Origin of the sequence: Aestuariivirga litoralis (assembly GCF_003234965.1) — a bacterium.
GTDB classification, from domain to species: Bacteria; Pseudomonadota; Alphaproteobacteria; order Rhizobiales; family Aestuariivirgaceae; genus Aestuariivirga; species Aestuariivirga litoralis.
In genome coordinates, this window is the sequence record NZ_QKVK01000005.1 from 140244 (window position 1) to 165573 (window position 25330).

Annotated in this window: 26 protein-coding genes and 1 tRNA gene; 21 read left to right on the forward strand and 6 right to left on the reverse strand. The window is 65.6% G+C overall.

Features of this window, described 5'->3' with window-relative positions:
• Positions 1–30: 30 nt before the first annotated feature.
• Genes DK847_RS12230 through DK847_RS12250 form a run of 5 tightly spaced genes read left to right on the forward strand, consistent with a single transcriptional unit; the run spans position 31 to position 3189 of the window.
• Positions 31–888 carry a CheR family methyltransferase gene (locus DK847_RS12230; RefSeq protein ID WP_111198803.1) on the forward strand — a complete coding sequence of 286 codons (858 nt, stop codon included), beginning with the start codon at positions 31–33 and terminating at the stop codon, positions 886–888.
• A complete protein-coding gene (locus DK847_RS12235) occupies positions 885–1901 on the forward strand; it encodes a protein-glutamate methylesterase/protein-glutamine glutaminase (protein ID WP_111198804.1) in 1017 nt (338 codons plus the stop codon). The genes DK847_RS12230 and DK847_RS12235 overlap by 4 nt, the downstream gene beginning before the upstream one ends.
• A 12-nt stretch (positions 1902–1913) precedes the next feature.
• On the forward strand, positions 1914–2303 hold the full coding sequence (locus DK847_RS12240; RefSeq protein WP_111198805.1) for a response regulator: 390 nt from the start codon (positions 1914–1916) through the stop codon (positions 2301–2303).
• Positions 2303–2827, forward strand: a complete 525-nt coding sequence (locus DK847_RS12245) for a chemotaxis protein CheD (RefSeq protein ID WP_111198806.1) — start codon at positions 2303–2305, stop codon at positions 2825–2827. The genes DK847_RS12240 and DK847_RS12245 overlap by 1 nt, the downstream gene beginning before the upstream one ends.
• A gap of 2 nt (positions 2828–2829) precedes the next feature.
• Positions 2830–3189: a hypothetical protein gene (locus DK847_RS12250; RefSeq protein WP_111198807.1), complete on the forward strand. Its 360-nt coding sequence runs from the start codon at positions 2830–2832 to the stop codon at positions 3187–3189.
• Positions 3190–3234: 45 nt separating this feature from the next.
• Here DK847_RS12250 and DK847_RS12255 read toward each other — a convergent pair whose 3' ends face one another.
• Complete coding sequence (locus DK847_RS12255) at positions 3235–3882, reverse strand: hypothetical protein (protein WP_111198808.1); 648 nt, start codon at positions 3880–3882, stop codon at positions 3235–3237.
• A 474-nt stretch (positions 3883–4356) separates the two neighbouring features.
• Between DK847_RS12255 and DK847_RS12260 the strand changes: the two genes are divergently transcribed.
• The 5 genes from DK847_RS12260 to DK847_RS12280 are packed head-to-tail and all read left to right on the forward strand — an operon-like array spanning position 4357 to position 9504.
• Positions 4357–5490: an aminomethyl transferase family protein gene (locus DK847_RS12260; RefSeq protein WP_111198809.1), complete on the forward strand. Its 1134-nt coding sequence runs from the start codon at positions 4357–4359 to the stop codon at positions 5488–5490.
• 15 nt (positions 5491–5505) lie between these two features.
• Positions 5506–6111, forward strand: coding sequence for a dimethylamine monooxygenase subunit DmmA family protein (locus DK847_RS12265; RefSeq protein ID WP_111198810.1), 606 nt, complete (start codon positions 5506–5508; stop codon positions 6109–6111).
• Positions 6108–7073, forward strand: a complete 966-nt coding sequence (locus DK847_RS12270) for a PDR/VanB family oxidoreductase (RefSeq protein ID WP_111198811.1) — start codon at positions 6108–6110, stop codon at positions 7071–7073. Before DK847_RS12265 ends, DK847_RS12270 begins: the two co-directional genes overlap by 4 nt.
• A gap of 12 nt (positions 7074–7085) precedes the next feature.
• Positions 7086–8129, forward strand: a complete 1044-nt coding sequence (locus tag DK847_RS12275; RefSeq protein ID WP_111198812.1) for a heme-dependent oxidative N-demethylase family protein — start codon at positions 7086–7088, stop codon at positions 8127–8129.
• 34 nt (positions 8130–8163) lie between these two features.
• Positions 8164–9504 (forward strand): NAD(P)-binding domain-containing protein, encoded by a 1341-nt coding sequence (locus DK847_RS12280; protein ID WP_111198813.1) that lies wholly within the window; start codon positions 8164–8166, stop codon positions 9502–9504.
• Positions 9505–9771: 267 nt separating this feature from the next.
• On the opposite strand, the gene DK847_RS12285 is transcribed toward DK847_RS12280, so the two are convergent.
• Positions 9772–12135, reverse strand: a complete 2364-nt coding sequence (locus tag DK847_RS12285; protein ID WP_111198968.1) for a trimethylamine N-oxide demethylase — start codon at positions 12133–12135, stop codon at positions 9772–9774.
• 227 nt (positions 12136–12362) lie between these two features.
• On the opposite strand from DK847_RS12285, the gene DK847_RS12290 reads away from it, so the two are divergent.
• Both DK847_RS12290 and DK847_RS12295 read left to right on the forward strand, forming a co-directional pair.
• Complete coding sequence (locus DK847_RS12290) at positions 12363–14126, forward strand: trimethylamine N-oxide permease (RefSeq protein ID WP_111198814.1); 1764 nt, start codon at positions 12363–12365, stop codon at positions 14124–14126.
• A gap of 112 nt (positions 14127–14238) precedes the next feature.
• Positions 14239–14601 (forward strand): cupin domain-containing protein, encoded by a 363-nt coding sequence (locus DK847_RS12295; protein ID WP_111198815.1) that lies wholly within the window; start codon positions 14239–14241, stop codon positions 14599–14601.
• 6 nt (positions 14602–14607) lie between these two features.
• Here the strand turns inward: DK847_RS12295 and DK847_RS12300 are convergent, their stop codons facing one another.
• The 3 genes from DK847_RS12300 to DK847_RS20620 form a co-directional block, all read right to left on the reverse strand.
• Positions 14608–15768 carry an LptF/LptG family permease gene (locus tag DK847_RS12300; protein ID WP_111198816.1) on the reverse strand — a complete coding sequence of 387 codons (1161 nt, stop codon included), beginning with the start codon at positions 15766–15768 and terminating at the stop codon, positions 14608–14610.
• Positions 15769–15967: 199 nt separating this feature from the next.
• Positions 15968–16043 (reverse strand) — tRNA-Ala (locus tag DK847_RS12305).
• Positions 16044–16126: 83 nt separating this feature from the next.
• A complete protein-coding gene (locus DK847_RS20620; protein WP_161957251.1) occupies positions 16127–16540 on the reverse strand; it encodes a TIGR02300 family protein in 414 nt (137 codons plus the stop codon).
• A gap of 136 nt (positions 16541–16676) precedes the next feature.
• Between DK847_RS20620 and aroA the strand changes: the two genes are divergently transcribed.
• Complete coding sequence (gene aroA / locus DK847_RS12315; protein ID WP_111198970.1) at positions 16677–18020, forward strand: 3-phosphoshikimate 1-carboxyvinyltransferase; 1344 nt, start codon at positions 16677–16679, stop codon at positions 18018–18020.
• Positions 18017–18631, forward strand: a complete 615-nt coding sequence (gene cmk / locus DK847_RS12320; RefSeq protein ID WP_111198817.1) for a (d)CMP kinase — start codon at positions 18017–18019, stop codon at positions 18629–18631. The genes aroA and cmk overlap by 4 nt, the downstream gene beginning before the upstream one ends.
• Here cmk and DK847_RS12325 read toward each other — a convergent pair.
• Positions 18628–19098 carry a DUF1203 domain-containing protein gene (locus tag DK847_RS12325; RefSeq protein WP_111198818.1) on the reverse strand — a complete coding sequence of 157 codons (471 nt, stop codon included), beginning with the start codon at positions 19096–19098 and terminating at the stop codon, positions 18628–18630. The genes cmk and DK847_RS12325 overlap by 4 nt on opposite strands.
• A gap of 365 nt (positions 19099–19463) precedes the next feature.
• Between DK847_RS12325 and rpsA the strand changes: the two genes are divergently transcribed.
• From rpsA to DK847_RS12360, 7 genes are all read left to right on the forward strand, one after another.
• On the forward strand, positions 19464–21170 hold the full coding sequence (gene rpsA, locus DK847_RS12330) for a 30S ribosomal protein S1 (RefSeq protein WP_111198819.1): 1707 nt from the start codon (positions 19464–19466) through the stop codon (positions 21168–21170).
• A 245-nt stretch (positions 21171–21415) separates the two neighbouring features.
• Positions 21416–22348, forward strand: a complete 933-nt coding sequence (gene sppA / locus DK847_RS12335) for a signal peptide peptidase SppA (RefSeq protein ID WP_111198820.1) — start codon at positions 21416–21418, stop codon at positions 22346–22348.
• Between the two features lie 13 nt (positions 22349–22361).
• Positions 22362–22649 carry an integration host factor subunit beta gene (locus tag DK847_RS12340; protein ID WP_111198821.1) on the forward strand — a complete coding sequence of 96 codons (288 nt, stop codon included), beginning with the start codon at positions 22362–22364 and terminating at the stop codon, positions 22647–22649.
• Positions 22650–22684: 35 nt separating this feature from the next.
• Positions 22685–23029 carry a LapA family protein gene (locus DK847_RS12345; protein WP_111198822.1) on the forward strand — a complete coding sequence of 115 codons (345 nt, stop codon included), beginning with the start codon at positions 22685–22687 and terminating at the stop codon, positions 23027–23029.
• Positions 23026–23949, forward strand: a complete 924-nt coding sequence (gene lhpI / locus DK847_RS12350) for a bifunctional Delta(1)-pyrroline-2-carboxylate/Delta(1)-piperideine-2-carboxylate reductase (RefSeq protein WP_111198823.1) — start codon at positions 23026–23028, stop codon at positions 23947–23949. Before DK847_RS12345 ends, lhpI begins: the two co-directional genes overlap by 4 nt.
• Positions 23950–23983: 34 nt before the next feature.
• Positions 23984–24685: an orotidine-5'-phosphate decarboxylase gene (gene pyrF / locus DK847_RS12355; protein ID WP_111198824.1), complete on the forward strand. Its 702-nt coding sequence runs from the start codon at positions 23984–23986 to the stop codon at positions 24683–24685.
• Positions 24675–25322 carry a phosphoribosylanthranilate isomerase gene (locus DK847_RS12360; protein WP_111198825.1) on the forward strand — a complete coding sequence of 216 codons (648 nt, stop codon included), beginning with the start codon at positions 24675–24677 and terminating at the stop codon, positions 25320–25322. Before pyrF ends, DK847_RS12360 begins: the two co-directional genes overlap by 11 nt.
• Positions 25323–25330: the final 8 nt, after the last annotated feature.

The following is a 25330-nucleotide window of genomic DNA, read 5'->3' on the forward strand; positions in this document are numbered from 1 at the left end:
ACATGAAGGACGTGACATGAAGGACGTGACATGAAGGACCGGGCGCTCGCCTCCGGCGAGTTCGGCTTCGACCGGAGCGACTTCGCCTTCATCGCCACCACGCTCTACGAGGATGCGGGGATCAGCCTTCCTGCCTCCAAGGCCAACCTCGTCTATTCGCGCCTCGCCAAGCGGCTGCGTGCGCTGGGGCTGGAAAGCTTCCGCGACTATTGCGAGCTCGTCGGCTCCGACGAGGGCAGCGAGGAGCGCACCCAGATGATCGCGGCGCTCACCACCAACGTCACCCGCTTCTTCCGCGAGCCGCACCACTTCGATCACCTGCGCCGCAAGGTGGTGGAGCCGGCCGCGGCCGAGATCCGGCAGGGCCGGCGCCTGCGCATCTGGTCGGCCGGCTGCTCGTCGGGGCAGGAGCCCTATTCCATCGCGCTCACCCTGCTCTCGGTCATCCCCGATGCGCGCGCCTATGACGTCAGGATCCTCGCCACCGACATCAACCCCATCGTGCTGGAGCAGGCGCGCAAGGCCACCTATCCGGCCGAGGAGGTGGTGAGCGTTCCCGCCGACATGCGCAAGAGCTGGATGGAGCCCACCGGCATCGGCACGCTGCGCCTCGACGAGGCGCCGCGCGGCCTCGTGTCCTTCCGGCCGCTCAACCTCATCGGCAGCTGGCCGATGAAGGGGCCCTTCGATGCCGTGTTCTGCCGCAACGTGGTGATCTATTTCGACGAGAAGACCCAGATGCGACTGCTCACCCGCCTGTCGTCACTGCTCCGGCCCGGCGGCTACCTCTATCTCGGCCATTCCGAACGCATGGTGGGCCCGGCCGAAGCGTTGTTCCGCCTCGAGGGCACGACGACCTACCGGAAGCTCGGGGGCGACCACGCATGAGCCGCATCCGGGTCCTGGTCGTCGATGACAGTCCCACCATGCGCCAGCTCGTCACCCGCGCGCTGCAGGCGGATGGCGGGATCGAGGTGGCGGGTGCCGCCGCCTCGGCGCTGGAGGCGCGCGACCTCATCAAGCAGCTGAACCCCGACGTGATGACGCTCGACGTCGAGATGCCGGAAATGGACGGCCTCTCCTTCCTCGAGCGCGTCATGCGGCTTCGGCCCATGCCCGTGGTCATGGTCTCGACGCTGACCGCGCAGGGCACCGAAACGGCGATCTCGGCGCTGGCGCTGGGGGCTGTGGACTGCGTGGTGAAGCCGTCGGCGGCGAATCCGACGAGCTTCGACGAGCTTCCCGCCAAGGTGAAGGTGGCCGCCCGGGTGAAGCGCCGCGTGCCGGCCGCCGAGCCGGAGCCCGCGCCTGGCTTCCGCGGCAGCTACCAGCCCGGCAACAAGGTGATCGCCATCGGCTCCTCCACCGGCGGCGTCGAGGCGCTGATCGCGGTGCTCACGCGCTTTCCGGCCAATTGCGTGCCCACCGTCGTCACCCAGCACATGCCGCCGGTCTTCACCCGCAACCTGGCGCAGCGGCTGGACCGCATGTGCGCCCCCCAGGTGCTGGAGGCCACCCATGGCGCCCCCCTGAAGGTGGGTACCATCTATGTGGCACCCGGCGGCGACATGCACCTCGAGGTGTCGGCGCAGTCCTGCCTGCTGAAGCCGGGCGGCCCGGTGAACGGCCATTGCCCCTCCGTCGACCGGCTGTTCCAGTCGGTGGCGCGCAGCATCGGCCCGCGCGCCGTCGGCGCCCTGCTCACCGGCATGGGCCGCGATGGCGCGCAGGGGCTGCTCGAGATGCGCCGGGCCGGCGCCCGCACCTTTGCGCAGGATGAGGCAAGCTCCGTCGTCTACGGCATGCCGCGCGCCGCCATGGAACTGGGCGCGGCCGAACATCAATATTCCCTCACCCGCATCGGCCCGGCCCTCGTCGAGGCCGCGGCGGCGAAAAGCTAGTGGAGTCCCTTCATGCCCTTCATGCAGCACCTCAAGGTGATGGTGGTCGACGATACCTCGGTGAGCCGCATGCTGCTCGTCGACGGCCTGAACGAGATCGGCATCAAGAACACCGTGCTCGCCGCCGATGGCGAACAGGCGCTGCAGCTGATGATGCAGGGGCCCTGCCACATCGTGTTCTCCGACATGAACATGCCGAAGCTCAACGGGCTGCAGCTGCTGAAGGCGCTGCGCGAATACCAGCCCACCCGGCAATGCTGCTTCATCCTCGTCACCGGCAAGGGCGACCGCGCCATGATCGAGGAGGGCAAGAAATACGGCCTCAACAACTTCCTCGCCAAGCCCTTCACCACGGCGACACTCAAGGCCGCGATCGAGGCCGTGGTGGGCAAGCTCGTCTGATGCAGCATCCAGGCCACCACCCGCGCATCAACATCGTGCAGGGCGAATACCACGTGAGCGGCGACAGGGCACTCTCCATCACCACGCTGCTCGGCTCCTGTGTTGCCGCCTGCCTGCATGATCCGGTGGCGCAGGTGGGTGGCATGAATCATTTCCTGCTGCCGGGTGACGAGGCCGCCACGGCGCTCTTTGCGCGCCACGGCGTGCACCTCATGGAGCTGCTCATCAACGGCCTGCTCAAGAAGGGCGCGGCGCGCGAGCGGCTGGAGGCCAAGCTGTTCGGCGGGGCCCGCACCATGCAGGGCCTGGGCGACATCGGCGCCGGCAATGCCAGGTTCGCGCAGGAGTTCCTCCGGCGCGAGGGCATCACCGTCACCGGCGGCAGCCTCGGCGGCGAAACCGGCCGCCGCATCCAGTTCTGGCCCGCCTCCGGCCGGGTGATGCAGAAACTCGTGCGCGCCGTGGAGGAAAAGCCGCTTGCCGACGCCGTCCTGCCCAGTGCGGGCGATCTGGAGCTGTTCTGACCATGAGCCACCTGCCGCTGCCCGTCCTGCTGTCGCAGCTCTCGCATGAACTCGGCGCCCTGCAGCTCATGGCCGCCGACATGGAGGCCACGGTGGATGACATGATCGAGCGCCACGCCGGCGTGCTCGACGCGCGCTCGATCCAGAACCTGCAGCTTCTCGACATCCTGAACCAGACGCTGCTGGCGCTGGCGCAATATGCCGCCAACACCGCAGCGCTGTGTTCGCCCGAGTGGAAGGCCGATGGCGTCGCCACCGTCCACGGCATCACCCTCGCCAGCCTCGCCCACCGCCTGTCACGCGGCACCGGCCAGGCCGTGAAGGTGGAGGCCGAGAGCTATGAGCTGTTCTCGGACGCGTGAGACGATGCCTTCTCCCGCCGCGGCCAGCGATGGGAAAAGGTTTGCTCACTCGTTCGAATAATCACCCTCTCCATCACCATCGCTCCGCCAGTCATTGTCATAGCCATCGCCGCCGCCGGAGGAGCCGCTGTCATTGTCCCAGCCCGGCACCCGGCTGCGGTCACGCTTGCCGCGCCAGGTCTGGCGCTCCTGGTAATACTCGTTGGGCGTGTAGCCGCCCTCGCCATCGCCCCAGCTGCCATGGTGGCGGTGATGCCAGTCCATGCCGTCCATCCCCATCCCCATGCCCATCCCCATCCCCATTCCCCAACCCGCGGGGTAGCAGGCGAAGGAGCCGAAGCCGCCCATCGGCGCCGGGCTCACGCAGGTCATCATGCCCTGCATCATCGGCTGGCCGCCCCAGCCACCCTGATTCCACGGCGGGCTGCCGGAGGACGTGCCATGGATATTGGGGTTGGGTGACTGGCTCCCCGGCGTGGCGCTGCCGCTGGTTTCGGGCGCGGTGGAACTGCTGCCCATCCCGGTGGTCGACCCGCTGCCCGTATTGCTGCCGGTCGCGCTGGAGGGGCCGTCCGTTCCTGGCGTGGTGGCCGTCGGCGGCGTGCCGGTTCCCGTGGCGGTGGACTGCGCCAGCGCGCCGGTGGCGAGTGCGGTCGAAGCAATGAGGGCCAGCAGCAGGGAGGTCTTCATCATGGTTCTCCTGATCGGGGGTGTGATCGGGGGAGAACAGTGCGCCCGCCCGCGCAGTTCCGGTGCGGGCGGCAAATCCATGAAGGGCAGGGGCCACAAGCGTGCGGCGGGCGAGGAGCGCCATCAGGGCAATGATCAAGCGGATCAGCATTGCAGTCCCTCCCGTCCGCCGCACCACCGGCGGCCGGGGAGGGATATGGCACGGCCTGGCGGATAAGTCAAGAAAATCCTATTTAAGGAATAAACATTATAGACCTCGCATATGCGCATCCGCTCATGTCGCATCCGCCCGGTGGTCAAATCGCCGCACGCCGCGTGCATCACCTTCACGCCGCACGCGCTGCGTGCTTCAGTTCGGGCATTCCGCTGCCATCCATTCGCGACGCAATTCCCCCATGAGACGACTTGCGCTTCTCCGATTCCCGTGTACAGTTCGGAAAAAATAATTCCATACAGGAAACACAGAGGAGGAGACTGATGCCGCTTTCCTGGAGATTTTCGGTCCTTGGCGACCGTCACCGTGCCCTGGGCTCGAAGCTCGAAGACTGGAGCGGCATGGGCACCGCCTGGACCTATGACAAGGACATCTACGCCGAGCACATCGCCGTCCGCACCAAAGCCGGCCTGATGGACGTCTCAGGGCTGAAGAAGGTCCACCTCGTGGGCCCGCACGCCATCGCGGTGCTCGACTACATCACCACCCGCGACATGAACAAGGTCTATCCCGGCAAGTCGGTCTATGCCTGCATGCTCAACGACCGCGGCATGTTCACCGACGACTGCATCGTCTACCGCACCGGCCCCAATTCCTGGATGCTGGTCCACGGTTCGGGTACCGCGCATGAGGAAGTGATCAAGCAGTCGCTGGGCCGCAACGTCGCCGTGCTGTTCGATGACGATCTCCATGATCTCTCGCTGCAGGGCCCGGTCGCCGTCGATTTCCTCGCCCAGCACGTGCCGGGAATCCGCGACCTCAAGTACTTCCACCACATGCAGACCACGCTGTTCGGCGCCCCCGTCATGATCTCGCGCACCGGCTACACCGGCGAGCGCGGCTACGAGATCTTCGTGCGCGGCCAGGACGCGCCCATGGTGTGGGACACCATCCTCGAGAAGGGCAAGTCGATGGGCATCATCCCCGTCTGCTTCAGCGTGCTCGACATGCTGCGCGTCGAGAGCTACCTGCTGTTCTATCCCTACGACAACTCGCAGATGTATCCCTTCCCCGACCAGCCCCCGGGCGATTCGCTGTGGGAACTCGGCCTCGACTTCACGGTGAGCCCTGGCAAGACCGGCTTCCGCGGTGCCGAGGAGCACTACAAGCTCAAGGGCAAGGAACGCTTCAAGATCTTCGGCGTGCTGGTCGAGCACGACGGTCCGGTGGACCTTGGCGACGAGGTCTGGGCCGATGGCCGCAAGGTCGGCGTCGTCACCTGCCCCAGCTACTCGAAGCTCACCAAGAAGAGCATGGGCATCGCCCGCCTCGAGGTTCCCTATGCCAAGCAGGGAACCCCGCTCGAGATCCGCGGCAAGAACGTGAAGGCCAAGGCGATTGCCCACACCATCACCTTCGACGATCCGGAAAAGAAAAAGCGCACCGCGGTGGGCTAAGGAAAGAAAGGGCGAATGCTCGTAGCTGGTATCAAGAGCCGCCCTGTGTACGGCGGACTGAACGTCGCAAGCCACGCCAAGCGGCACCTCTTCGCCCTCGAGGGCGAAGGGGCGCTCGCCCTGATCGACCAGGTCAGGGCGGCGGGGCCGGACTTCCTCCGGAAGTCGGACATCCTTTATGTCGCTTCGGGCTCCGCCGCTCACGAACACGACAAGGCATTGGCGAAGCTGGGCGCCGACACGTTGTGGGTGGCGCCCACCATCCCCGTCCTCCTCAACCGTCTGAACGTCATGCTTGGCCAGGCCCACATGGGCACCCACATCTATCTCTCGGGCACCGAGGGCTTCATGGGGCAGGCCCAGCAGGTGGCGATGAACCACGGCGCCGACCCCGCCTCGCTCCACATGGAGCATCGCGGCTCCACGGCGCGGCGCGTGCAGTGCGTGCACTGCAAGGGCATCACCGACAGCGTGACGACGAGCCCCTACACCTGCACGCATTGCGGCCTGTCGCTCCTGGTGCGTGACCACTATTCCCGCCGTCTCGGCGCCTTCCAGGGCGTCTGCATCGATGCGGAGGAGCCCGGTACCGCGCCCAAGCCGGAGGAATTGTTCCCGTGACCATCAACACCGAAATGAAGGTCCGCGTGGCGAAGATCACGCAGGTGGCGGACCAGGTGAAGCGCTTCCGCTTCGAGCGCGTCGACGGCCAGCCCATGCCGGTCTTCTCCGGCGGTGCGCATGTCATCGTGTCGATGCGGGACGGCAAGGCGCTGCGCCGCAATCCCTATTCACTCATGTCCTCTCCTGCGGACACCGCGGGCTATGAGATCAGCGTGCTGCGCGTGGAAAACTCGCGCGGCGGCTCGGCCTTCCTGCACGAGACGCTGAAGGAGGGCGATGAACTCGTCCTCAGCCAGCCGGTCAACCTCTTTGCCTACGACCATCGCGGCAAGAAGCACATCATGATGGCGGGCGGCATCGGCATTACCCCCTTCATCGCCATGATGGACCAGATGGAGCGCGAGGGGAAAAACTTCGAACTGCACTATGCGGTGAGAACCCGCACCCACGGCGCCTACTGGAAGGAACTGCAGCAGCGCTATGGTGCGCATCGCGTGAAGGTCTATTGCGACGCGGAGAAGCTGTTCATTCCCGTCGAGAAGGTGCTGGAGAACCAGCCGCTCGGAACCCACCTCTATGTCTGCGGCCCTGCCGGCATGATCAATGGCGTGCTCGGCAAGGCGCGTGATCTCGGCTGGCCGAAGCAGAACCTGCACTCGGAGGAATTCCTGGCGCCGCCGCCGGGCAAGGCCTTCCAGGTCAAGCTCGCGAAGTCGAACCGCACCATCGACGTGGCGCCACACCAGAGCATTCTCGAAGCGCTCGAGGCCAATGGCGTCGACGCACCCTATCTCTGCCGCGGCGGTGCCTGCGGACAATGCGAAACCGGCGTGATCTCGTGTGACGGCGAGCTCGAGCACAACGACCACTTCCTCGAGCCGGACGACAAGGCCTCGGGAAAGAAGATCATGATCTGCGTGTCCCGCATCAAGGGCAACGCCGTCACCCTCGACCTCTAGGAGTTCGCGTCCATGAACATCACATTCAAGAACGAAACCTTCCGCGACGACTACACCTTCAGGAATTCCCCCGAGGCGATCCGCCGCTTCCCCTTCCCCTTCAACGAAGACAAGTACATGTATTCGGTGAACATGGAGCCCCATGTTCCCGCCGGTCCCGCCGGCCACGCCTATAACAAGCCGATCGACGTCGACGAGCACTACCTTGGCGAAATGGCCGACCGCGCCAAGGTGCTGAAGGAAGATCCGCTGCGCTACCAGGCGCTGCCGCACATGATGGCCGCCCAGTGGGACACGCTGGAGCTCCTGATGGAAGCGCAGGCCGAAGGCTACCCCGAGCACTTCACGCTGGAGAAGAACGGCGACCAGTGGCGCTGGATCAACCGCCCGATGGGCATCGACCAGACCTTCACCTTCGGCGACGCCTCGACGCTGCCGATGGAGCCTCTCGAATTCATCACCCGGCAGGTGCAGGGCGATGTGGTCATCGTCGACCAGCGCGACGGCCAGCTGTGGTGCGATGCCGGCATGGTCACGACCCAGGCCGACTGGTCGCTCGACTTCGACATCGGCATGAACTTCCACGAGTGGCACGGCCCCGTGCCGCTGGCCCACGAGATCGGCGTGTTCGACCGCGCGCTCAAGTTCCTGCTGAACCTCCAGCAGGGCAAGCCGGTGCGCCGCCTCAACTGGACCATGACGATCAACCCGCGCCTCGACACGAGCCCGGAGAACTATCACAAGTGGGGTGCCGACCGCGCCACCGTGACGCCGGAGAATGTCGGCAACAAGGTGCACCTGCGCTGCGAACTGCAGACGCTGTGGCGCCTGCCGCGCTCCAACGCCATCCTCTTCGTCATCCGCTGCTACCTGATCAAGATGGAAGAGCTGGTGACCGTGCCCAAATGGGCGCGCCGCTTCCACCGCGTGCTCCGTGACCTGCCGCCGGAGCTGGCGGACTACAAGGGTCTGACCCGCTACCGCCCGACCACCATCGAGTGGTTGTCGAAGTTTGACGACGGCCAGCCGACCTCTCCCGGCATCTATCCGGAATGAGCAAGGCAAAGAAGACAAGCACTAGGGAGACACCATGACGAGAGTTGCAGTTATCGGCGCAGGCCCTTCGGGCCTGGCGGCGCTTCGCGCCTTCCAGTCCGCGAAGAAGAAGGGGGCCAAGATCCCCGAGATCGTCTGCTATGAAAAGCAGGACGACTGGGGCGGCCTTTGGAAATACACCTGGCGCACCGGCCTCGATGAATATGGCGAGCCCGTGCACTGCTCCATGTACCGCTACCTGTGGTCCAACGGGCCCAAGGAGTGCCTCGAATTCGCCGACTACACCTTCGAAGAGCATTTCGGCAAGCCGATCGCCTCCTACCCGCCGCGCGCCGTGCTGTGGGACTATATCGTCGGCCGCGTGAAGAAGGCGGGTGTGCGCAAGTGGATCCGCTTCAACACGCCCGTGCGCATGGTCGAGTACGACAAGAAGAAAAAGAAGTTCCTGGTGACGGCGCACAACCGCCCGAAGGACATCATGACCACCGAGGAATATGACTACGTCATCTGCGCCTCGGGCCACTTCTCGACTCCGATCACGCCGTTCTTCCCCGGCCTCGATTCGTTCAACGGGCGCGTGCTGCACGCCCATGACTTCCGTGATGCCCTGGAATTCAAGGGCAAGGACGTGCTGATCATCGGCCGCAGCTATTCGGCCGAGGACATCGGCTCGCAGTGCTGGAAATACGGTGCCAAGTCGGTGACCACCACCTACCGCTCGCGTCCGATGGGCTTCAAGTGGCCGAAGAACTTCGAGGAGCGCCCGCTCCTCCAGAAGGTCGAGGGCAAGACGGCCTATTTCAAGGACGGCACGAAGAAGGATGTCGACGCCATCATCCTGTGCACCGGCTACCAGCACTACTTCCCCTACCTGCCGGAGGAGCTGCGCCTCAAGACGCACAACCGCCTGTGGCCGGAGAACCTCTACAAGGGCGTTGTGTGGCAGGACAATCCGAAGTTCTTCTACATCGGAATGCAGGACCAGTATTACACCTTCAACATGTTCGACGCCCAGGCGTGGTACGTGCGTGACATCATCCTCGGCCGTATCAAGCTGCCCAAGCCCGATGCCATGAAGAAGGACTGGAAGAAGTGGCTTGCCCGCGAGAAGAAGCTCGCAGGGCCGGAGCAGGACATCAAGTTCCAGGGCGACTACGTCAAGGAGCTGATCGACGCGACGGACTATCCGAGCTTCGACATCGAGGGCGTCAACAAGACCTTCCTCGTGTGGGAGCACCACAAGGCAGAGGACATCATGGGCTTCCGCAACAACTCCTACCGCTCGCTGATGACGGGCACGATGAGCCCCAAGCACCACACGCCGTGGAAGGACGCGCTGGACGACTCGCTCGAGGCTTACCTCGCCAACAAGTAAGCCTGCTGAGGTTACATTCCCACAATCATCATGCCCGGGCTTGTCCCGGGCATCCTTTTTGACGGGTGCGAAAAAGATCGCCGGGACGAGCCCGGCGATGATGGCGTTCTGGGGATTCGGCAGCCTGGACGAAGGTGAGGAGTGCCGCTGACACATTCACCTCCACGTCACCCTCGCCGGGCTCGACCCGGCGATCCTTTTCGCGGCCACCAAAGAAGATGCCCGGGGCGAGCCCGGGCATGATGAACGTGGAGAGGAGATGAAGCCCTACGACCTTGGCCTGGTCTTCTCCGGATCATATGCCGCGAACTTCACGATCTTCGCGGGCAGCCGCTTCTGGTGGCCGTCGAGCTTGCCGATCTCGACCTCCGTGCCGAGCTCCGCGTTGAGCGCGTCGACCCTCGCGAGCGCGATGTTCTTGCCGAGGATGGGCGAGCGCATGGAAGAGGTGACGACGCCCACCTGGGCGCGGCCGATGTGCACGCAGTCGCCGTGGCCCACCGCCTCGTTCGATGCGATCTCGAGGCCGACGAGCTTCCTGCGCGGGTGCTCCTTGCGCTTGATGAGCGCCTCCTTGCCGATGAAGTCGTCGCCCTTGGTCTTCAAGGGCACGGCGAAGCCGATGCCGGCCTCGAAGGGGTCGGTCTCGGAATCGAACTCGTAATGCGCGAAGATCAGGCCCGCCTCGATGCGCACCATGTCGAGCGCCTCGAGGCCCATGGGCTTGAGGCCATATTTCTTGCCTGCCTCCCAGACGGCGTCGAACACCGCATTGGCATCCTTGGGGTGGCAGAAGATCTCGTAGCCCAGTTCACCCGTGTAGCCGGTACGCGAGACGACCACGGGTGCCCCCTCGAAGTGGCCGATGCGGGCGGGCGTGAAGCGGAACCACTCGAGCTCAGCCATCGATGGCTGTGCGGGTGGCGTCCAGATGATCTCCTTCAGCAGCTCGCGGCTGTTGGGGCCCTGCACCGCGATGTTGTGCAGCTGGTCGGTGGAGGACCTGACCCACACCTTGTATCCCATCTTCTCGGCCACCTCGCGCAGCCAGATGCCGGAATAGTCATCGCCGCCGATCCAGCGGAAGTTGTTGGGGCCGAGACGGAACACCGTGCCGTCGTCGATCATCCCGCCGTTCTCGTAGCACATGGCGGTATAGACCACCTGGCCGGTGGCGAGCTTGCGGATGTCGCGCGTCACGCAATACTGCATCAGCGCCTCGGCATCGGGTCCCGTCACCTCGAACTTGCGCAAGGGAGAGAGGTCCATCACCACGCATTTCTCGCGGGCCGCCCAGTATTCCTCGATCGGCCCGTCATTGTTGAAGCGGGTGGGCAGCCAGTAGCCGCGATACTCGGTGAAGTTCCGGGTGAGTGCGGAAAAGCGCTCGTGGAAGGCGGTCTGCTTGGTCAGCTGCGCGTCGGCGTCCGGTGTCATGCGATAGGCCACTGCTCTCTGGAAGGTTTCTTTTGCCGCATAGGTGCGGATGTGGATGTCGGTCGGGTCCCAGGCATTGGCCGCGTCGATGTCGTCGGGGCAGGAGGAGGAGACGCAGACGATGTCGGTCAGGGCCCGCATCAGCACATAGTCACCCGGGCGCGACCACGGCTCGTCGAGATAGAGCTGGTTCTGGTGGTCGATATTGGTGTTGTAGAAGTAGTTGAGCGCCTCCCAGCCCTTGCGCGGGGCGACGCCATAGGGTGCCAGCGCCCGGTTGAAGTTCTCGGTGCAGTTCACGTGGCCGGGATAGCCCATGTCGTCGTAGTAGCGGCTGTTGCAGGCGGTGGCGAAGGCATCATGACGGCCCACCGTGTCCTGCACGATCTCGACGAGGGGCTCGAACTCGCGGTCGAAAGCCTTCGATGGTAGGCCCGGTGTCGGGTAGCTGCGGCCGAGGAGCGTGCGGGTGACGGTCGAGTCCAGTGCGTAGTCGAGGCCCTTGTCCACCTTGCGGGCGGCCAGCGCCTGGAAGTCGGTGCATTGCCGGCCCGAGACGTCGATCACCTGGATCCATTCGCCGGCGCGCACCAGATAGGCCTGCGCCGTGGCGGCCCCGATGCGGATGTCGTGAACGGGATCGGCCAGCGGCTCGGGCAGGATGTCCAGCGCCTTGCCGCCTTTCGGTGCCGCGCGGGTGATTCGCAACTCGACGGTGGTGGCGGTGTCCTGCGCCTCCGGGCTCATGTCGCCCGCGGGCGCTGCAACAATCAGCAGTCCGTTCCGCGCAACCTTCAGCTCGGCACCGGTGCCGGCGCTGCTCGCGGCGCCGAACAGTCCGATCGAAGAGGCCTTTGCGAGATCGATGCCGCGCCGGCGCAGCGCGCCAAGGGTGCGGGCGGCTCCCTCGCCGTTGCGCGACAGGATGGCCTTCAGGCCTTCGCCCGCGCCATCCGCCTTGGCGCCCAGTGCAGCGGCATCGAACGTGCCATCCGCCCCGCAGAACAGCACTTCGCAGGCCTGCCCGCCTTCGATGTCGGTGAGGCGCAGCGCGTCACCCGCCTTCACCTCGACGACCACCGATCCGGCACCCGGAACCGGATAGCGCTCCACCCGCTCCGGCAGTGTCCGCACCCCCGGCCGCAGGATGCGGCTCGCCGGCGGGGCCGTGTTGCGTCGCAATAAATCCAGCATCAATGACCCTTCCCTAGGGGTACGTTTCGAACGTCTTTTGAAACTATAAGTGAGTTTCTCTTGACCGTCGATATAACCGCATTCAAAATTATTTCCTGAGGGATCGAGGGGGAACGGCGGCAGGCTCCGCTGCCTCATTTCTTGCCCGTTGGACAAACGACCCGCCCGAAAGAGGCGGGCGCGCCTCCGGGGGATGGGAATTGGGAACCAACGGAGGATAAGACTACATGTCACAACAATCGAACTCGGGCGAACTCGTCCGGGCGCTGGACTGGAAGGGCGCCTTCTGGGTCGCGGCCGGCGTGCCGCCGCTCGTGCTCTTCTCCATCGGCGGCATCGCCGGCACCACGGGCAAGCTCGCCTTCCTGGTGTGGATGATCTCCATGGTGATGGGCTTCCTGCAGTCCTTCACCTATGCCGAAATCGCCGGCATGTTCGCCAACAAGTCGGGCGGCGCCTCGGTGTACGGAGCAACGGCCTGGCTGCGCTATTCGAAGTTCATCGCGCCCCTTTCGGTGTGGTGCAACTGGTTCGCCTGGAGCCCGGTCCTCTCGCTCGGCTGCGCCATCGCGGCGGGCTATATCCTGAACTCCCTGTTCCCCATCCCCGCGGCGGATTCGCAGATGGTGCTGGACTGGGTGGCGGCCAACCTCGCCAACTATACCGAGACCACGCAGTCGGTCGTCGACTACATCGCCGCCAATGCCGGAACGGCACCCGCCGATGCCATCAAGGCGGTGGCCACCAATGATGCCGTCGCGGCCCTCACCCCGGCGATCCGCAGCTGGGAGGCCTTCGGCTTCGACATCCCCGGCCTCGGCGTGCTGCACTTCAACACCACCTTCGTGATCGGCGCCGTCCTGATGCTGATCATGTTCGCGATCCAGCATCGCGGCATCGCCTCCACCGCGAGCGCGCAGAAGGTGCTGGCCATCATCGTGCTCGTGCCGCTGTTCCTCGTCGGCATCGTGCCGATCATCACCGGCCAGATCGACTATGCCAACGTCACCGGCCTCGTGCCGCCTGCCGCCGCCTATTCGGCGGAGGAGGGCACCTGGAACATCGGCGGCTGGACGCTGTTCCTCGGCGGCCTCTACATCGCCGCCTGGTCGACCTACGGCTTCGAGACCGCGGTGTGCTACACCCGCGAGCTCAAGAACCCCAAGACCGACACCTTCCGGGCCATCTTCTACTCGGGGCTCCTGTGCTGCGTGTTCTTCTTCCTCGTGCCCTTCTCCTTCCAGGGTGTCCTGGGCCACGCGGGCATGCTCGCCCCCGGCATCGTCGATGGCACGGGTGTCGGTGAAGCGCTCGGCAACATGGTGGGCGGCGGCAAGGTCATCACCCAGATCTTCGTGATCCTGATGATCCTGGCGCTCTTCCTCGCCATCATGACGGCAATGGCCGGTTCGTCCCGCACCCTCTACCAGGGTTCGAAAGACGGCTGGCTGCCGAAGTACCTGAGCCACGTCAACAAGCATGGCGCCCCCACGGGTGCGATGTGGACGGACTTCGCCTTCAACCTGTTCCTGCTGGCGCTGGCCTCCGACATCGCGGGGTACTTCTACGTGCTCGCCATCTCGAACGTCGGCTACATCATCTTCAACTTCCTGAACCTCAACGCGGGCTGGATGCACCGTGTGGACTCGGGGCACGTCGAACGCGCTTGGAAGGCGCCGACCTGGCTCATCGGCTTCAATACCATCCTGGCCTTCGTCAACGCGCTGTTCCTCGGCGCCGGCGCCAAGGTCTGGGGCTATTCGAGCGCGCTGTGGGTCGGCTTCGTGATGGCGGCGCTGATCATCCCGGTGTTCATCTTCCGCCACTACATCCAGGATGGCGGCCAGTTCCCCAAGGAAGCGCTCGATGATCTCGGCATCGTCGGCGGCGGCCTGGGCGAGCGCAAGGCGGGCGTGCTGCCCTACCTCGCTCTCGTGGCGGGCATCTGCGTGGTGCTGTGGGCCAACTGGTTCTTCGTGCTGCCGGGCTGACGCCGGCCACGCGACAATCCGACGACCGTGCGGGGCCCTTCGGGGCCCCGCATGCGTCTTGCGGGGGAGCCGCTCTCTTCCTACACTCCAGTCAACAGGGAGAACGTGCACCATGAAGCAGATCGCCGCCACCGAGCGCATCGTCGCCAACTACAAGACCGCGCCCTACAAGGCCTACATCGATGCCGACGGCCGCGAGATCCCGGGCCAGTCCTTCGTGCAGTTCGATGACACCTTCCCGGAAGGGGCAGGCTTCACCCTCTACCGCATGGCACCCGGTTCCTCGAGCCAGCCGCATGAGCACACCTGCCATGAGCAGTTCTTCGTCATCGAGGGCGAGGTCACCGACAATGACGGCTATGTCTACAAGGCCGGTGACTTCGTGCTGCTGAAGACCGGAACGCAGCATTTCTCGACCACCGAGAAGGGTGCCACCCTCGTGGTCTTCGTGAGAGAGCTGGAAAGGAACCTCTAGCTTCGCTCAGGGGGTCTGCGGCTTGCCGCGCAGCCGCGCCAGCGGATCGCCAGCCGGCCCCCAGCGCGAGAGCGCGGCGGACAGGCGGTCCGGCAGCGTGCCGATGCCCGTCGTCGTCTTGTAGAACAGCACGACCGAGGTGGCGAAGAACACGCCATAGGTGAACCACAGCAGCGCCGCGGGCCCGATGGCCAGTTCCTTGCCGACGTCGCCGGCGAACTCCACCAGCTGGTGGTAGATGATGACGATGAGCAGGGCGATGATCGACTGGTAGATGTTCTTCTTGCGGGCGCTCTGCACGCCCAGCGCCACCGCCATCAGCGGCAGGAACAGGCAGGAGAGCGCGATCACCAGCCGCTTGTGGGCGTTGGAGGAAATATCCGCCACGCTGGCATCGGCGAGGGCCGTGTTCTGGGCGAGGAGCTCCGGCATCAGCAGCTCCTGCTCGTCCTCGCCGCGCGGCCGGAAGGGCGCCACCGCATTGCCCACCGGCACGTCGATGACGTCGAAGTTCAGCGACTGCACGTTGTCGGGCTCCGCACCGTTCTCGATCAGCAGGCGCTGCCCATCATAGAGCCTCAGGCTCAGCCTTTCGCCCAGCTTGGTGATGTTGCCGCGCGGCGCCGCGATGGTCATGCTGCCGCCCTTGTCGAGGGGCTCGTAGATCAGGATCTTCTGGAAGCTGTGACGGTCGGGGTTGATCTTCTCCACGAAGATGGTCCGCGGGCCCACATTCATGAAGGTGCTGTCGCGCACCCTGAGGTAGAAGTCGGCGTTCTCCAGCTTGTAGGCGAGGGCGCGGTAGGTGTAGCGCCCCATCGGCTGCAGCCAGCCCACCACCGCGACGTTGATGGCGGCGAACACCACCCCCAGCACCACCAGCGCCCGGAAGGTGCGGCCCACCGAAGACCCGGTGGCCTGCAGGATGTTCACCTCCGAGCTCACCGTCAGCTGCCGCACCGTGGTGTAGCTGCCCCAGTACAGCGCCAGCGGCAGCATGAAGGCGAGGTAATGCGGCACGAAGGCGGCCAGCAGCCGCGCCACGATGATGAGGCCCTGGTCATTGCCCAGCACCAGGTCGAACACGATCAGGAAGCGCGCCGCCGACAGCACCAGCAGGCCGATGAGGATGGTTCCCATGATCGGCAGAAGCGCCTGGCGCAGCACATAGCGGTCAATGATGGTCAGAAGGACCTCGCCTGACAGGGGGAAACGTTTCCAAACAGCCTAAAAAACCATGATATATCTGCGAAGCCAAGCCCCAATAATCCGGGAAAGCTGCATGCGGCGCAATGCGCCCGTACCCGTGGCGCGGGCTTGATACAACCACGAAGTCATGACGGATGCCGCATGGTGCGGCGGAGGATGGTGGAGCCAGGCGGAATCGAACCGCCGACCTCTTGAATGCCATTCAAGCGCTCTCCCAACTGAGCTATGACCCCTTGTAACCATCGGTCTCGCCACATGGGGGTGGCGAAGCGGGGCGGAACCTAGTTCCGCCGCCGCTGACACGCAAGAACTATTTTCAGACTTCTTCCTCGTCTTCCTTGCCGCCGGTGTCGAGCAGGCCCGACATGTTGTCGCCCTCCTCTTCCTCCTCGACCAGGAAGGTGTCGTCCTCGGCCTCGTCGCCGGCCTCTTCGCCGAGATCCACGTCCTCGATGCCTGCGGTCTCGTCATCGTCGCCGGTGTCGGGCGCTTCCGCATCCTCGAGGCTGATGAGCTCGACGTCCGCCACTTCGGCATCCTCGACCTCCTCCACGACGCGCGGCTTGGGCGCGGGGGCCATGGCGGGCATGTCGCCCTTGGACGGCAGGATCGAGGCCGCCACGAAGTTGGCGTTGCACTTCGGGCAGACGATCGGGTTCTTCATCAGGTCGTAGAAGCGGGCAGCACAGGACGGGCACGTCCGCTTGGTTCCGAGTTCAGCCTTGACCACGGGTGATCCTTTCGACGGAAAAGCTTTGATTGGGCGCTCCATGGCACTTCTGGACGGCAATGTCAAAACCCCGGATGCCCAAGGGCTGGAAGCCGGCCGGATCATCGTGTATCGGAGCGGGCCTGACGGAGCGACCATGACCAGCCACACCCCCGCCGACCCCCTTCCGCTCACCTCCAGCCGCGCCGGCGCCCTGAACGGACGCATCCGCGTGCCGGGCGACAAGTCCATGTCCCACCGGGCGCTGATGTTCGGGGCCATTGCCATCGGGGAAACCACCATCCGGGGGTTGCTGGAGGCCGAGGACGTGATCAACACGGCGAAGGCCATGACGGCCCTGGGGGCTGACGCCACGCGCGGGCCCGATGGCGTCTGGCGCGTCCAGGGCGTGGGGGTCGCAGGCCTGCGCTCGCCCGCCCAGCCGCTCGACTTCGGCAATTCCGGCACCGGCGTGCGCCTGGCCATGGGCCTGATGGCCACGACCCCGCTCACCGCCACCTGCGTGGGCGACGCCTCGCTGTCCAAGCGCCCCATGGGCCGCGTCACCGTTCCGCTCAGCCAGTTCGGCACCCAGTTCGAGACGGCCGAGGGCAACCGCCTGCCGCTCACGCTGAAAGGTGCCAGGAACCCGGTGCCCGTCACCTACACGCTGCCCGTCGCCTCCGCCCAGGTGAAGTCCGCCGTGCTCTTGGCCGGCCTCAACACGCCGGGCAAGACGACGGTGATCGAACCCACCCCGACGCGTGACCACACCGAGCGCATGCTGAAAGGTTTCGGCGCGAAGATCGCGGTCGAGAAGAAGGCCGACGGCAACCACATCACCATCGAGGGCCAGCATGAGCTGAAGGCGCAGGACCTCGACGTGCCGGGCGATCCGTCGTCCGCCGCTTTCCCGATGGTCGCGGCGCTGATCACGCCCGGCTCCGACATCGTGATCGAGAACATCATGCTGAACCCCACCCGCACGGGGCTCATCGACACGCTGGTCGAGATGGGCGGCAACATCACGATCGAGAACCGCAGGCTGGCGGGGGGCGAGGAGGTGGGCGACCTCCATGTGAAGCATTCGCAGCTGAAGGGCATCACGGTTCCCGCCGCGCGCGCGCCGTCGATGATCGATGAATATCCGGTGCTCTCGGTCGCCGCATCCTTCGCCAACGGCGTCACCCGCATGGAGGGCCTCGAGGAACTGCGCGTCAAGGAATCGGACCGCCTCGCCGCGGTCGAAGCAGGCCTCCACGCCAATGGCGTCACCACGCGGTCGGGCCATGACTGGCTCGAGGTGGATGGCGGGGGCGCCAGGGGCGGCGGCACGGTGGTAACCCACATGGACCATCGCATCGCCATGTCCTTCCTCGTCATGGGCCTCGCTTCGGCGGAAGCCACGAAAGTGGACGACAGCCGCTTCATCGCGACCAGCTTCCCGGACTTCACCGGCCTCATGAACGGCATGGGCGCCAGGCTGAAGCCCGCCGCATGATCATCGCCGTCGACGGCCCCGCCGCCGCCGGCAAGGGCACCATCGCCCGCGCGCTTGCCAGGCATTACGGCTATCACTTCCTCGACACGGGTGCCCTCTACCGCATGGTGGGCCTCGCCGCGATCCGCGCCGGCGGCGAGCCGATCACCACCGTTTCCGCAATCACGGCTGCAAAGAGCCTCGACCCTTCGCACTTCTCCGACGCCGAGCTGCGCAACGAGAAGGCCGGCGCCGCCGCCTCCATCGTCGCCGTGATCCCGGAGGTCCGCGCAGCCCTCCTCGACCTCCAGCGCAACTTCGCGAAGAAGCCCCCCGGTGCCGTCCTCGACGGCCGCGACATCGGCACCGTCGTCTGCCCCGACGCCCACGCCAAGCTCTTCATTACCGCCAGCGCGGAGGTGCGCGCCAAGCGCCGGCAGATCGAACTGGGTGCGGCGGATTACGCGGTCGTGCTCGCCGAGATACGCGCCCGTGACGAGCGCGACTCGAAGCGCGCCACGGCCCCTCTCGTGGCCGCCGCCGACGCGGTGGTGATCGATACCTCCGAGATGGACGTCACGGCGGCGGTGGCGGCGGCGATTGATGCCGTCGAGGCGCGGCGCAGGCCCTAGGGCGCGCGGTCGATCCGACCGGAATAGCAGCCCTGCCTCGCATTGTGGACGTGGATGTAGCTGACGGCCGGATCGGCGAAGAAGCGTGCGATGACCGGTTCGATGGCGGTGCCCTCCACCACATCGGCATCGCGCATCATGCCGCCCGCGTCGAAGGCCCGCAGCGACAGAAGCCGCCGCCGCATCACCGGCGGCACCTCGTCCACCGCATCATAGGCCTGCGTGGCGCCCTCGCGCACGAAAATGGCATGCGAGGCACGGTAGGGCGTGTCCGCGGGCTGACTCACGTGGTTGAGCAGCAGCACGGTCTCGCCCGGCTCCGCATCCCGCATCTCGATCCGGTCCGGATAGCCCGGAGACATGTCGACGACGTAGCGCTTCACGCCGAACCTCTGCAGGTCATCGTCGGCGAGGCCGAAAAGGTGGCGGAAGGGCTCTGGTGACAATCCGGTGATGCGAAAGGCCATGGGCGTCTCCTGTCATGCCGCCATCTGGCAATCCCGCAGCCTGCTCCGCCACCCGATTCCTGACCCGTTGGCCCGATAGGTCCCTTTCCCTTGCCCCACCCCCAAATTTCACCTATATGCGGCCCCGTTGCAGGACGTCCGGCCTCGGGGCCGTGGCGGACATGAACCGGGGTGCCTCACCGCACCCCATATTGTTTCACCGCTTCGAAGACCGCTAACTGTCTGCCTGGACAGGGTTTTCTGGCTTGGAACGCAGGGTCGAGTTTGCCCCTCCGGCGCCCATTTCAACCCAGGGAGCCTGTGGGGACGTCCTAGCGGTTTTTTCCGCCGGGCCAGCCTCGATTTGAACAGGACACGTAACACACATGGCGAAATCCGCCGTCTCGCTCACCCCCACCCGTGAAGACTTCGAATCTCTCCTCGCCGAGAGCTATTCCGACAATCCGGCCTCCGAAGGCAGCGTGGTCAAGGGCCGCGTCGTCAACATCGAAAACGACTTTGCGATCATCGACGTCGGTCTGAAGACCGAGGGCAAGATCGCCGTCAAGGAATTCGCCCAGCCGGGCAAGGCCTCGGAACTCAAGGTCGGCGACACCGTCGAAGTCTATCTCGAGCGCATCGAGAATGCGATGGGCGAGGCTGTGCTCTCGCGTGACAAGGCCCGCCGCGAGGAGGCCTGGACCCGCCTCGAGCAGATGTCGAATGCCAACGAGCGCGTCGAAGGCGTGATCTTTGGCCGCGTCAAGGGCGGCTTCACCGTCGACCTCGGCGGCGCCGTGGCGTTCCTTCCCGGTTCGCAGGTCGACGTCCGCCCGATCCGCGACGTGGGCCCGCTGATGAACGTTCCGCAGCCCTTCCAGATCCTCAAGATGGATCGCCGCCGCGGCAACATCGTCGTGTCGCGCCGCGCCATCATGGAAGAGACCCGCGCCGAGCAGCGCTCCGAACTCGTCCAGAACCTCGCCGAAGGCCAGGTGGTCGAGGGCGTGGTCAAGAACATCACCGATTACGGTGCGTTCGTTGACCTCGGCGGCATCGACGGCCTGCTGCACGTCACCGACATCGCGTGGAAGCGCGTCAACCATCCCTCCGACGTGCTCCATGTCGGCCAGACGGTGAAGGTCCAGATCATCCGCATCAACCCCGAGACGCAGCGCATCTCGCTCGGCATGAAGCAGCTGGACAAGGATCCGTGGGAAGTCGTCACCGAGCGCTATCCGATCGGCGCCAAGGTGAAGGGCAAGGTCACCAACATCACCGACTACGGCGCCTTCGTGGAACTGGAAGACGGCATCGAAGGCCTGATCCACGTGTCCGAAATGAGCTGGACCAAGAAGAACGTGCACCCCGGCAAGATCCTCTCGACCTCGGAAGCGGTCGAGGTGCAGGTGCTCGACATCGACTCGGCCAAGCGCCGCATCTCGCTGGGCCTCAAGCAGACCCAGAAGAACCCGTGGGAAGCCTTCGCGGACAAGTATCCGACCGGCACCGACGTCGAGGGCGAGATCAAGAACATCACCGAATTCGGCCTGTTCATCGGTCTCGACGGCGATGTGGACGGCATGGTCCACCTCTCCGACATCGACTGGAAGCGCTCGGGCGAAGAAGCCATCAAGGACTTCAAGAAGGGCGACCGCGTCAAGGCGCGCGTCCTCGATGTGGACCGTGAGAAGGAGCGCATCTCGCTCGGCATCAAGCAGCTGGGCTCCGATCCGCTGGCCTCGGCCGCCGGCATCAAGAAGGGCGACACGGTCACCTGCGAAGTCCTCAAGGTCGAAGAGAACGGCCTCGAGGTGAAGGTCGCCGGCACCGACATGACGGCCTACGTCAAGCGCGCCGACCTGGCCCGTGACCGCGCCGAACAGCGCCCCGAGCGTTTCGCCGTGGGGGAGAAGTTCGACGCCAAGGTCACCATCTTCGACCAGAAGGCCCGCAAGATGAACGTCTCGATCAAGGCCCTCGAGATCGCCGAAGAGAAGGAAGCCGTGGCTCAGTACGGTTCCTCCGACTCGGGCGCCTCGCTTGGCGACATCCTCGGCGCTGCGCTCAAGAAGCAGAAGACCGACGAGTAAGCGAGACGACAAGAATCGAACAGGACGGCCGGGGAAACCCGGCCGTTTTGCTTTTGTGACTTTGACAGAAGTCATCATCGCCGGGCTTGTCCCGGCGATCCTCTTTGGCGGCCGTGGAAAGGATGCCCGGGACGAGCCCGGGCATGATGAGCGACGTGCAGCGGGGGCGATGAGTTGGATGGATGGAGCGTTTCCATCCGCCCGCAACACCCTATATAAGCCCCACACCACCACGGGAGCCCCGCATGATCTCCGAAGCCGAACTCATCGTCGACCGCCGCAAGCTGAAGCGCCGCGTCACCTTCTGGCGCATCCTGGCTGTCGTGCTGGGCATCGCGACCGTGGCGGCCCTGCTGTGGAGCCAGGGCTGGACGGGGGGCGACCAGATCGCCCGGGTGCGGATCGACGGCCTCATCACCGGCGACCAGAAGACCATGGACCTCTTGAAGCGCGTCGAGCGCGAGGACCGTGTCAAGGCGGTGATCCTCAGGATCGACAGTCCGGGCGGGACCACCGCCGGCTCCGAGGCGGTTTATGACGCCGTGCGCAAGATTTCCGAGAAGAAGCCCGTCGTCGCCGTCATGGACACGGTGGCGGCCTCGGGTGGCTACATCACCGCACTCGCCGCCGACCGCATCGTGGCGCGCGGCAACACCATCACCGGCTCGATCGGCGTGATCTTCTCCATGCCGGAATTCTCCAAGCTGCTGGCGACCGTCGGCGTGCAGATGGAGGAATTGAAATCGGGCGACCTGAAGGCCGAGCCCTCGCCCTACAAGCCGATGACGGAGAAGGCCCGCGCCGCCTCCATGGAACTCGTCATGGACGGCTTCGCCTGGTTCAAGGGCCTGGTGGCGGAGCGCCGGAACCTGCCCATGCCCACCGTGGACGTGCTGTCGGACGGCCGCGTCTATACCGGGCGCCAGGCGGTGGCCAACAGGCTCATCGACGAGCTGGGTGACGAGGGAACAGCCATCGCCTGGATGGAAAAGGACAAGGGTGTTGCCGCCCGGCTCCCCATCCGCGACTGGGAGCCCGAACGGGAAGGGGAGGGCTTCGGGCTCGGCTTCTCGGCGGCTGACCTGGTCCTCAAGTCCTTGGGCCTCAAGGGCTTCCAGGAAGCGGCCCAAAGGGCACAGCTTGACGGGCTGCTCGTGCTTTGGCACCCTGCCCAGTAACAAGGGAAGCGCCATGATCAAGTCCGAGCTCGTCCAGAAGATCGCGGAAAAGAACCCGCACCTCTATCACCGCGACATCGAGCGCATCGTCAACACGGTGCTCGACGAGATCATCAATGCCCTGAAGGAAGGCGACCGGGTGGAGCTGCGCGGCTTCGGCGCCTTCTCCGCCAAGGCCCGCAACGCCCGCATGGGCCGCAACCCGCGCACCGGTGAATCGGTCGAGGTGGTAGCCAAGCGCGTGCCCTTCTTCAAGACCGGCAAGGAACTGCGCGAGCGGCTGAACCTGCCCAAGGCGTGATTGTGCGCCGGGGCCTCAGGGCGTAGAACAGGGCCATGACGTTCAAGCGCATCATCAGCTGGGTCGTGGGCCTGCCCATCGCCGTCATCGGCGTGGGCTTCGCGGTGGCCAACCGCGAGTGGGTCACCGTCTCCTTCGATCCCATCAACCGGCTTCAGCCCTTCGCCACCATCGCCATGCCGCTGTGGGTGCTGTTCTTCGCGGGCATCTTCGTCGGTATCTTCGTGGGCTGGTTCGTGGCCTGGCGCGGTGCGGGAAAGCACCGCCGCAGCGCGCGGGATGCGAAGATCGAGCTGATCCGCGCCCAGCAGCACCATGAGCGCGAGAAGCGCGAGCTGCAGCAGCAGCTTCCTGCCATCCGCCCGGAACACGTCTCGTGAAGATCCTGACCCAGGCCGACGTGGCGCGGCTCGGCGCCTACCGGGACATTGTGGAGGCCCTGCGCGAAGGCTTCCGCGCCGAGATCGAAACCCCGGTGCGCCACCATCATGACATCACCGATGTCGCGACGCTGCTCCTCATGCCGGCCTGGTCGAAGGACTGGGCCGGGCTCAAGACCGTTGTCTTCAAGTCCGACAATGCGGCGCAAGGCCTGCCGACGATCCAGGCAAGCTACCTCCTCATCGAGCAGAAGACCGGCGAGACGGTCGCCATGATGGATGGCGGCGAGATCACCCGCCGCCGCACCGCCGCGGCCTCGGCACTGGCCGCTGACTACCTCGCGCGCAAGGATGCGGAGACCATGACGCTGGTGGGTGCAGGTGCGCTCAGCTCCCATTTCGCGCTGGCCCATGCTGCGGTCAGGCCGGTGAAGCGGGTCTTCATCTACACCCGCTCGCTCCCCAAGGGCGAGGCGCTGGCCGCCGAACTGGCGCAGCGTGGGCTCGAAGCGCATGCGGTGACCGACCTCGAACACGCGGTGCGCCAGTCGGACATCGTCACCTGCGTCACGACGTCGACGGCCCCCATCGTCAAGGGCGCATGGCTGAAGCCGGGTGCCCATGTCGACCTCGCCGGGGCCTTCAAGCCGACGATGCGCGAGACCGACGGCGACGTGGTGGCGCGCTCCTCCGTCTATGTCGACACGCGCGAGGGGGCGCTGGCCGAGGCGGGCGATCTCCTGCAGGCGCGCGACGAGGGCAAGTTCGACTTCGCCCATGTGAAGGGCGACCTCTTCGACCTGTGCCGGGGCAAGGTTCAGGGCCGGGCCTCGGACGAGGAAATCACGCTCTTCAAGTCCGCCGGCACGGCCATAGAGGACCTTGCCACCGCCATCATGCTGTATCAAAAGGCCCGCTGACCTGCCATACCGGCAGGGAACAGGGAGCTCCCGCATGCCCGCCAACCCGATCTGCGTCGCCATCGACACGCCGGACCTCGAGAAGGCCGTGGCGCTGGCGAAAACGCTGAAGCCGCATGTGGGCTGGGCCAAGATCGGCATGGAGTTCTTCTATGCCCATGGGCTTGCCGGCTACACGCGCGTCGCGGAGACGGGCTTGCCTATCTTCCTCGACCTGAAGCTCCACGACATCCCGAACACGGTCGCCTCCGCCATGAAGGCGCTGATGAAGATCACGCCCACGCCGGGCATCGTGAACCTGCACGCCACCGGCGGCCTCGACATGATGAAGGCCGCGGCGGACGCCGTCGACGGCCGGGCGAAGCTCATCGCCGTGACGATCCTCACGAGCCTGTCGGATGACGATATCTGGGCCGCCGGCTTCGAGACGGCGAAGAACACCGAAGCCCATGCCCGCTCGCTGGCAGAGCTCACCAAGCGCGCCGGCCTCGATGGCGTGGTCTGCAGCCCGCATGACCTCGTCGGCATCCGCCATGACCTTGGCCGCGACTTCCTCACCGTCGTCCCGGGAATCCGCCCGGCGGACGCCGCGGTGCAAGACCAGAAGCGCGTAGCCACGCCGGCCGCGGCGCTGGAGGCGGGTGCCGACATCCTCGTCATCGGCCGCGCCATCACCGGGGCGGCAGACCCGGCCAGGGCGGCGCAGGACATTCTGGGGACGCTCCATGCCGGTTGAGGTCAAGATCTGCGGGCTCTCGACGCCGGAGACGGTGGATGCGGCGCTGGATGCCGGTGCCGATCTCGTGGGTTTCGTGTTCTTCCCCAAAAGCCCGCGCAACGTCACGCTGGAACAGGCGGCGACGCTCGCCGCCCGGGCGCGCGGCAAGGCCAGGATCGTCACCCTCGTGGTCGATGCCGACGATGCGCTACTGGAAGCGATTGCGGCCGAGGTCCGGCCCGATCTCATCCAGGCCCATGGCTCCGAGACGCCGGAGCGCATCGCCCAGATCGCCCAGCTGACGGCGAAGCCCGTCATCAAGGCCATCCGGGTGAAGGACGACGCCGACATTGACGCGGCGGCGGATTATTCCACCGTGGCGAGCCTTATCCTCTATGATGCCAAGGCGCCGGAGACGCTGGGCAATGCGCTGCCGGGCGGCAATGGCCATGCTTTCGACTGGGGCCTGCTGGAGGGGGGGAAACGCCCCGCCTTCATGCTCGCGGGCGGGTTGACGCCCGAGAATGTCGCAGAGGCCATCCGGGTCACCGGTGCGCCCGTAGTGGATGTGTCGTCAGGCGTCGAATCCGCCCCCGGCATCAAGGATATCGACCTCATCCGGAAATTCATTGAGGCCGCCAAGTCAGCCCGCTAGAACCGGGC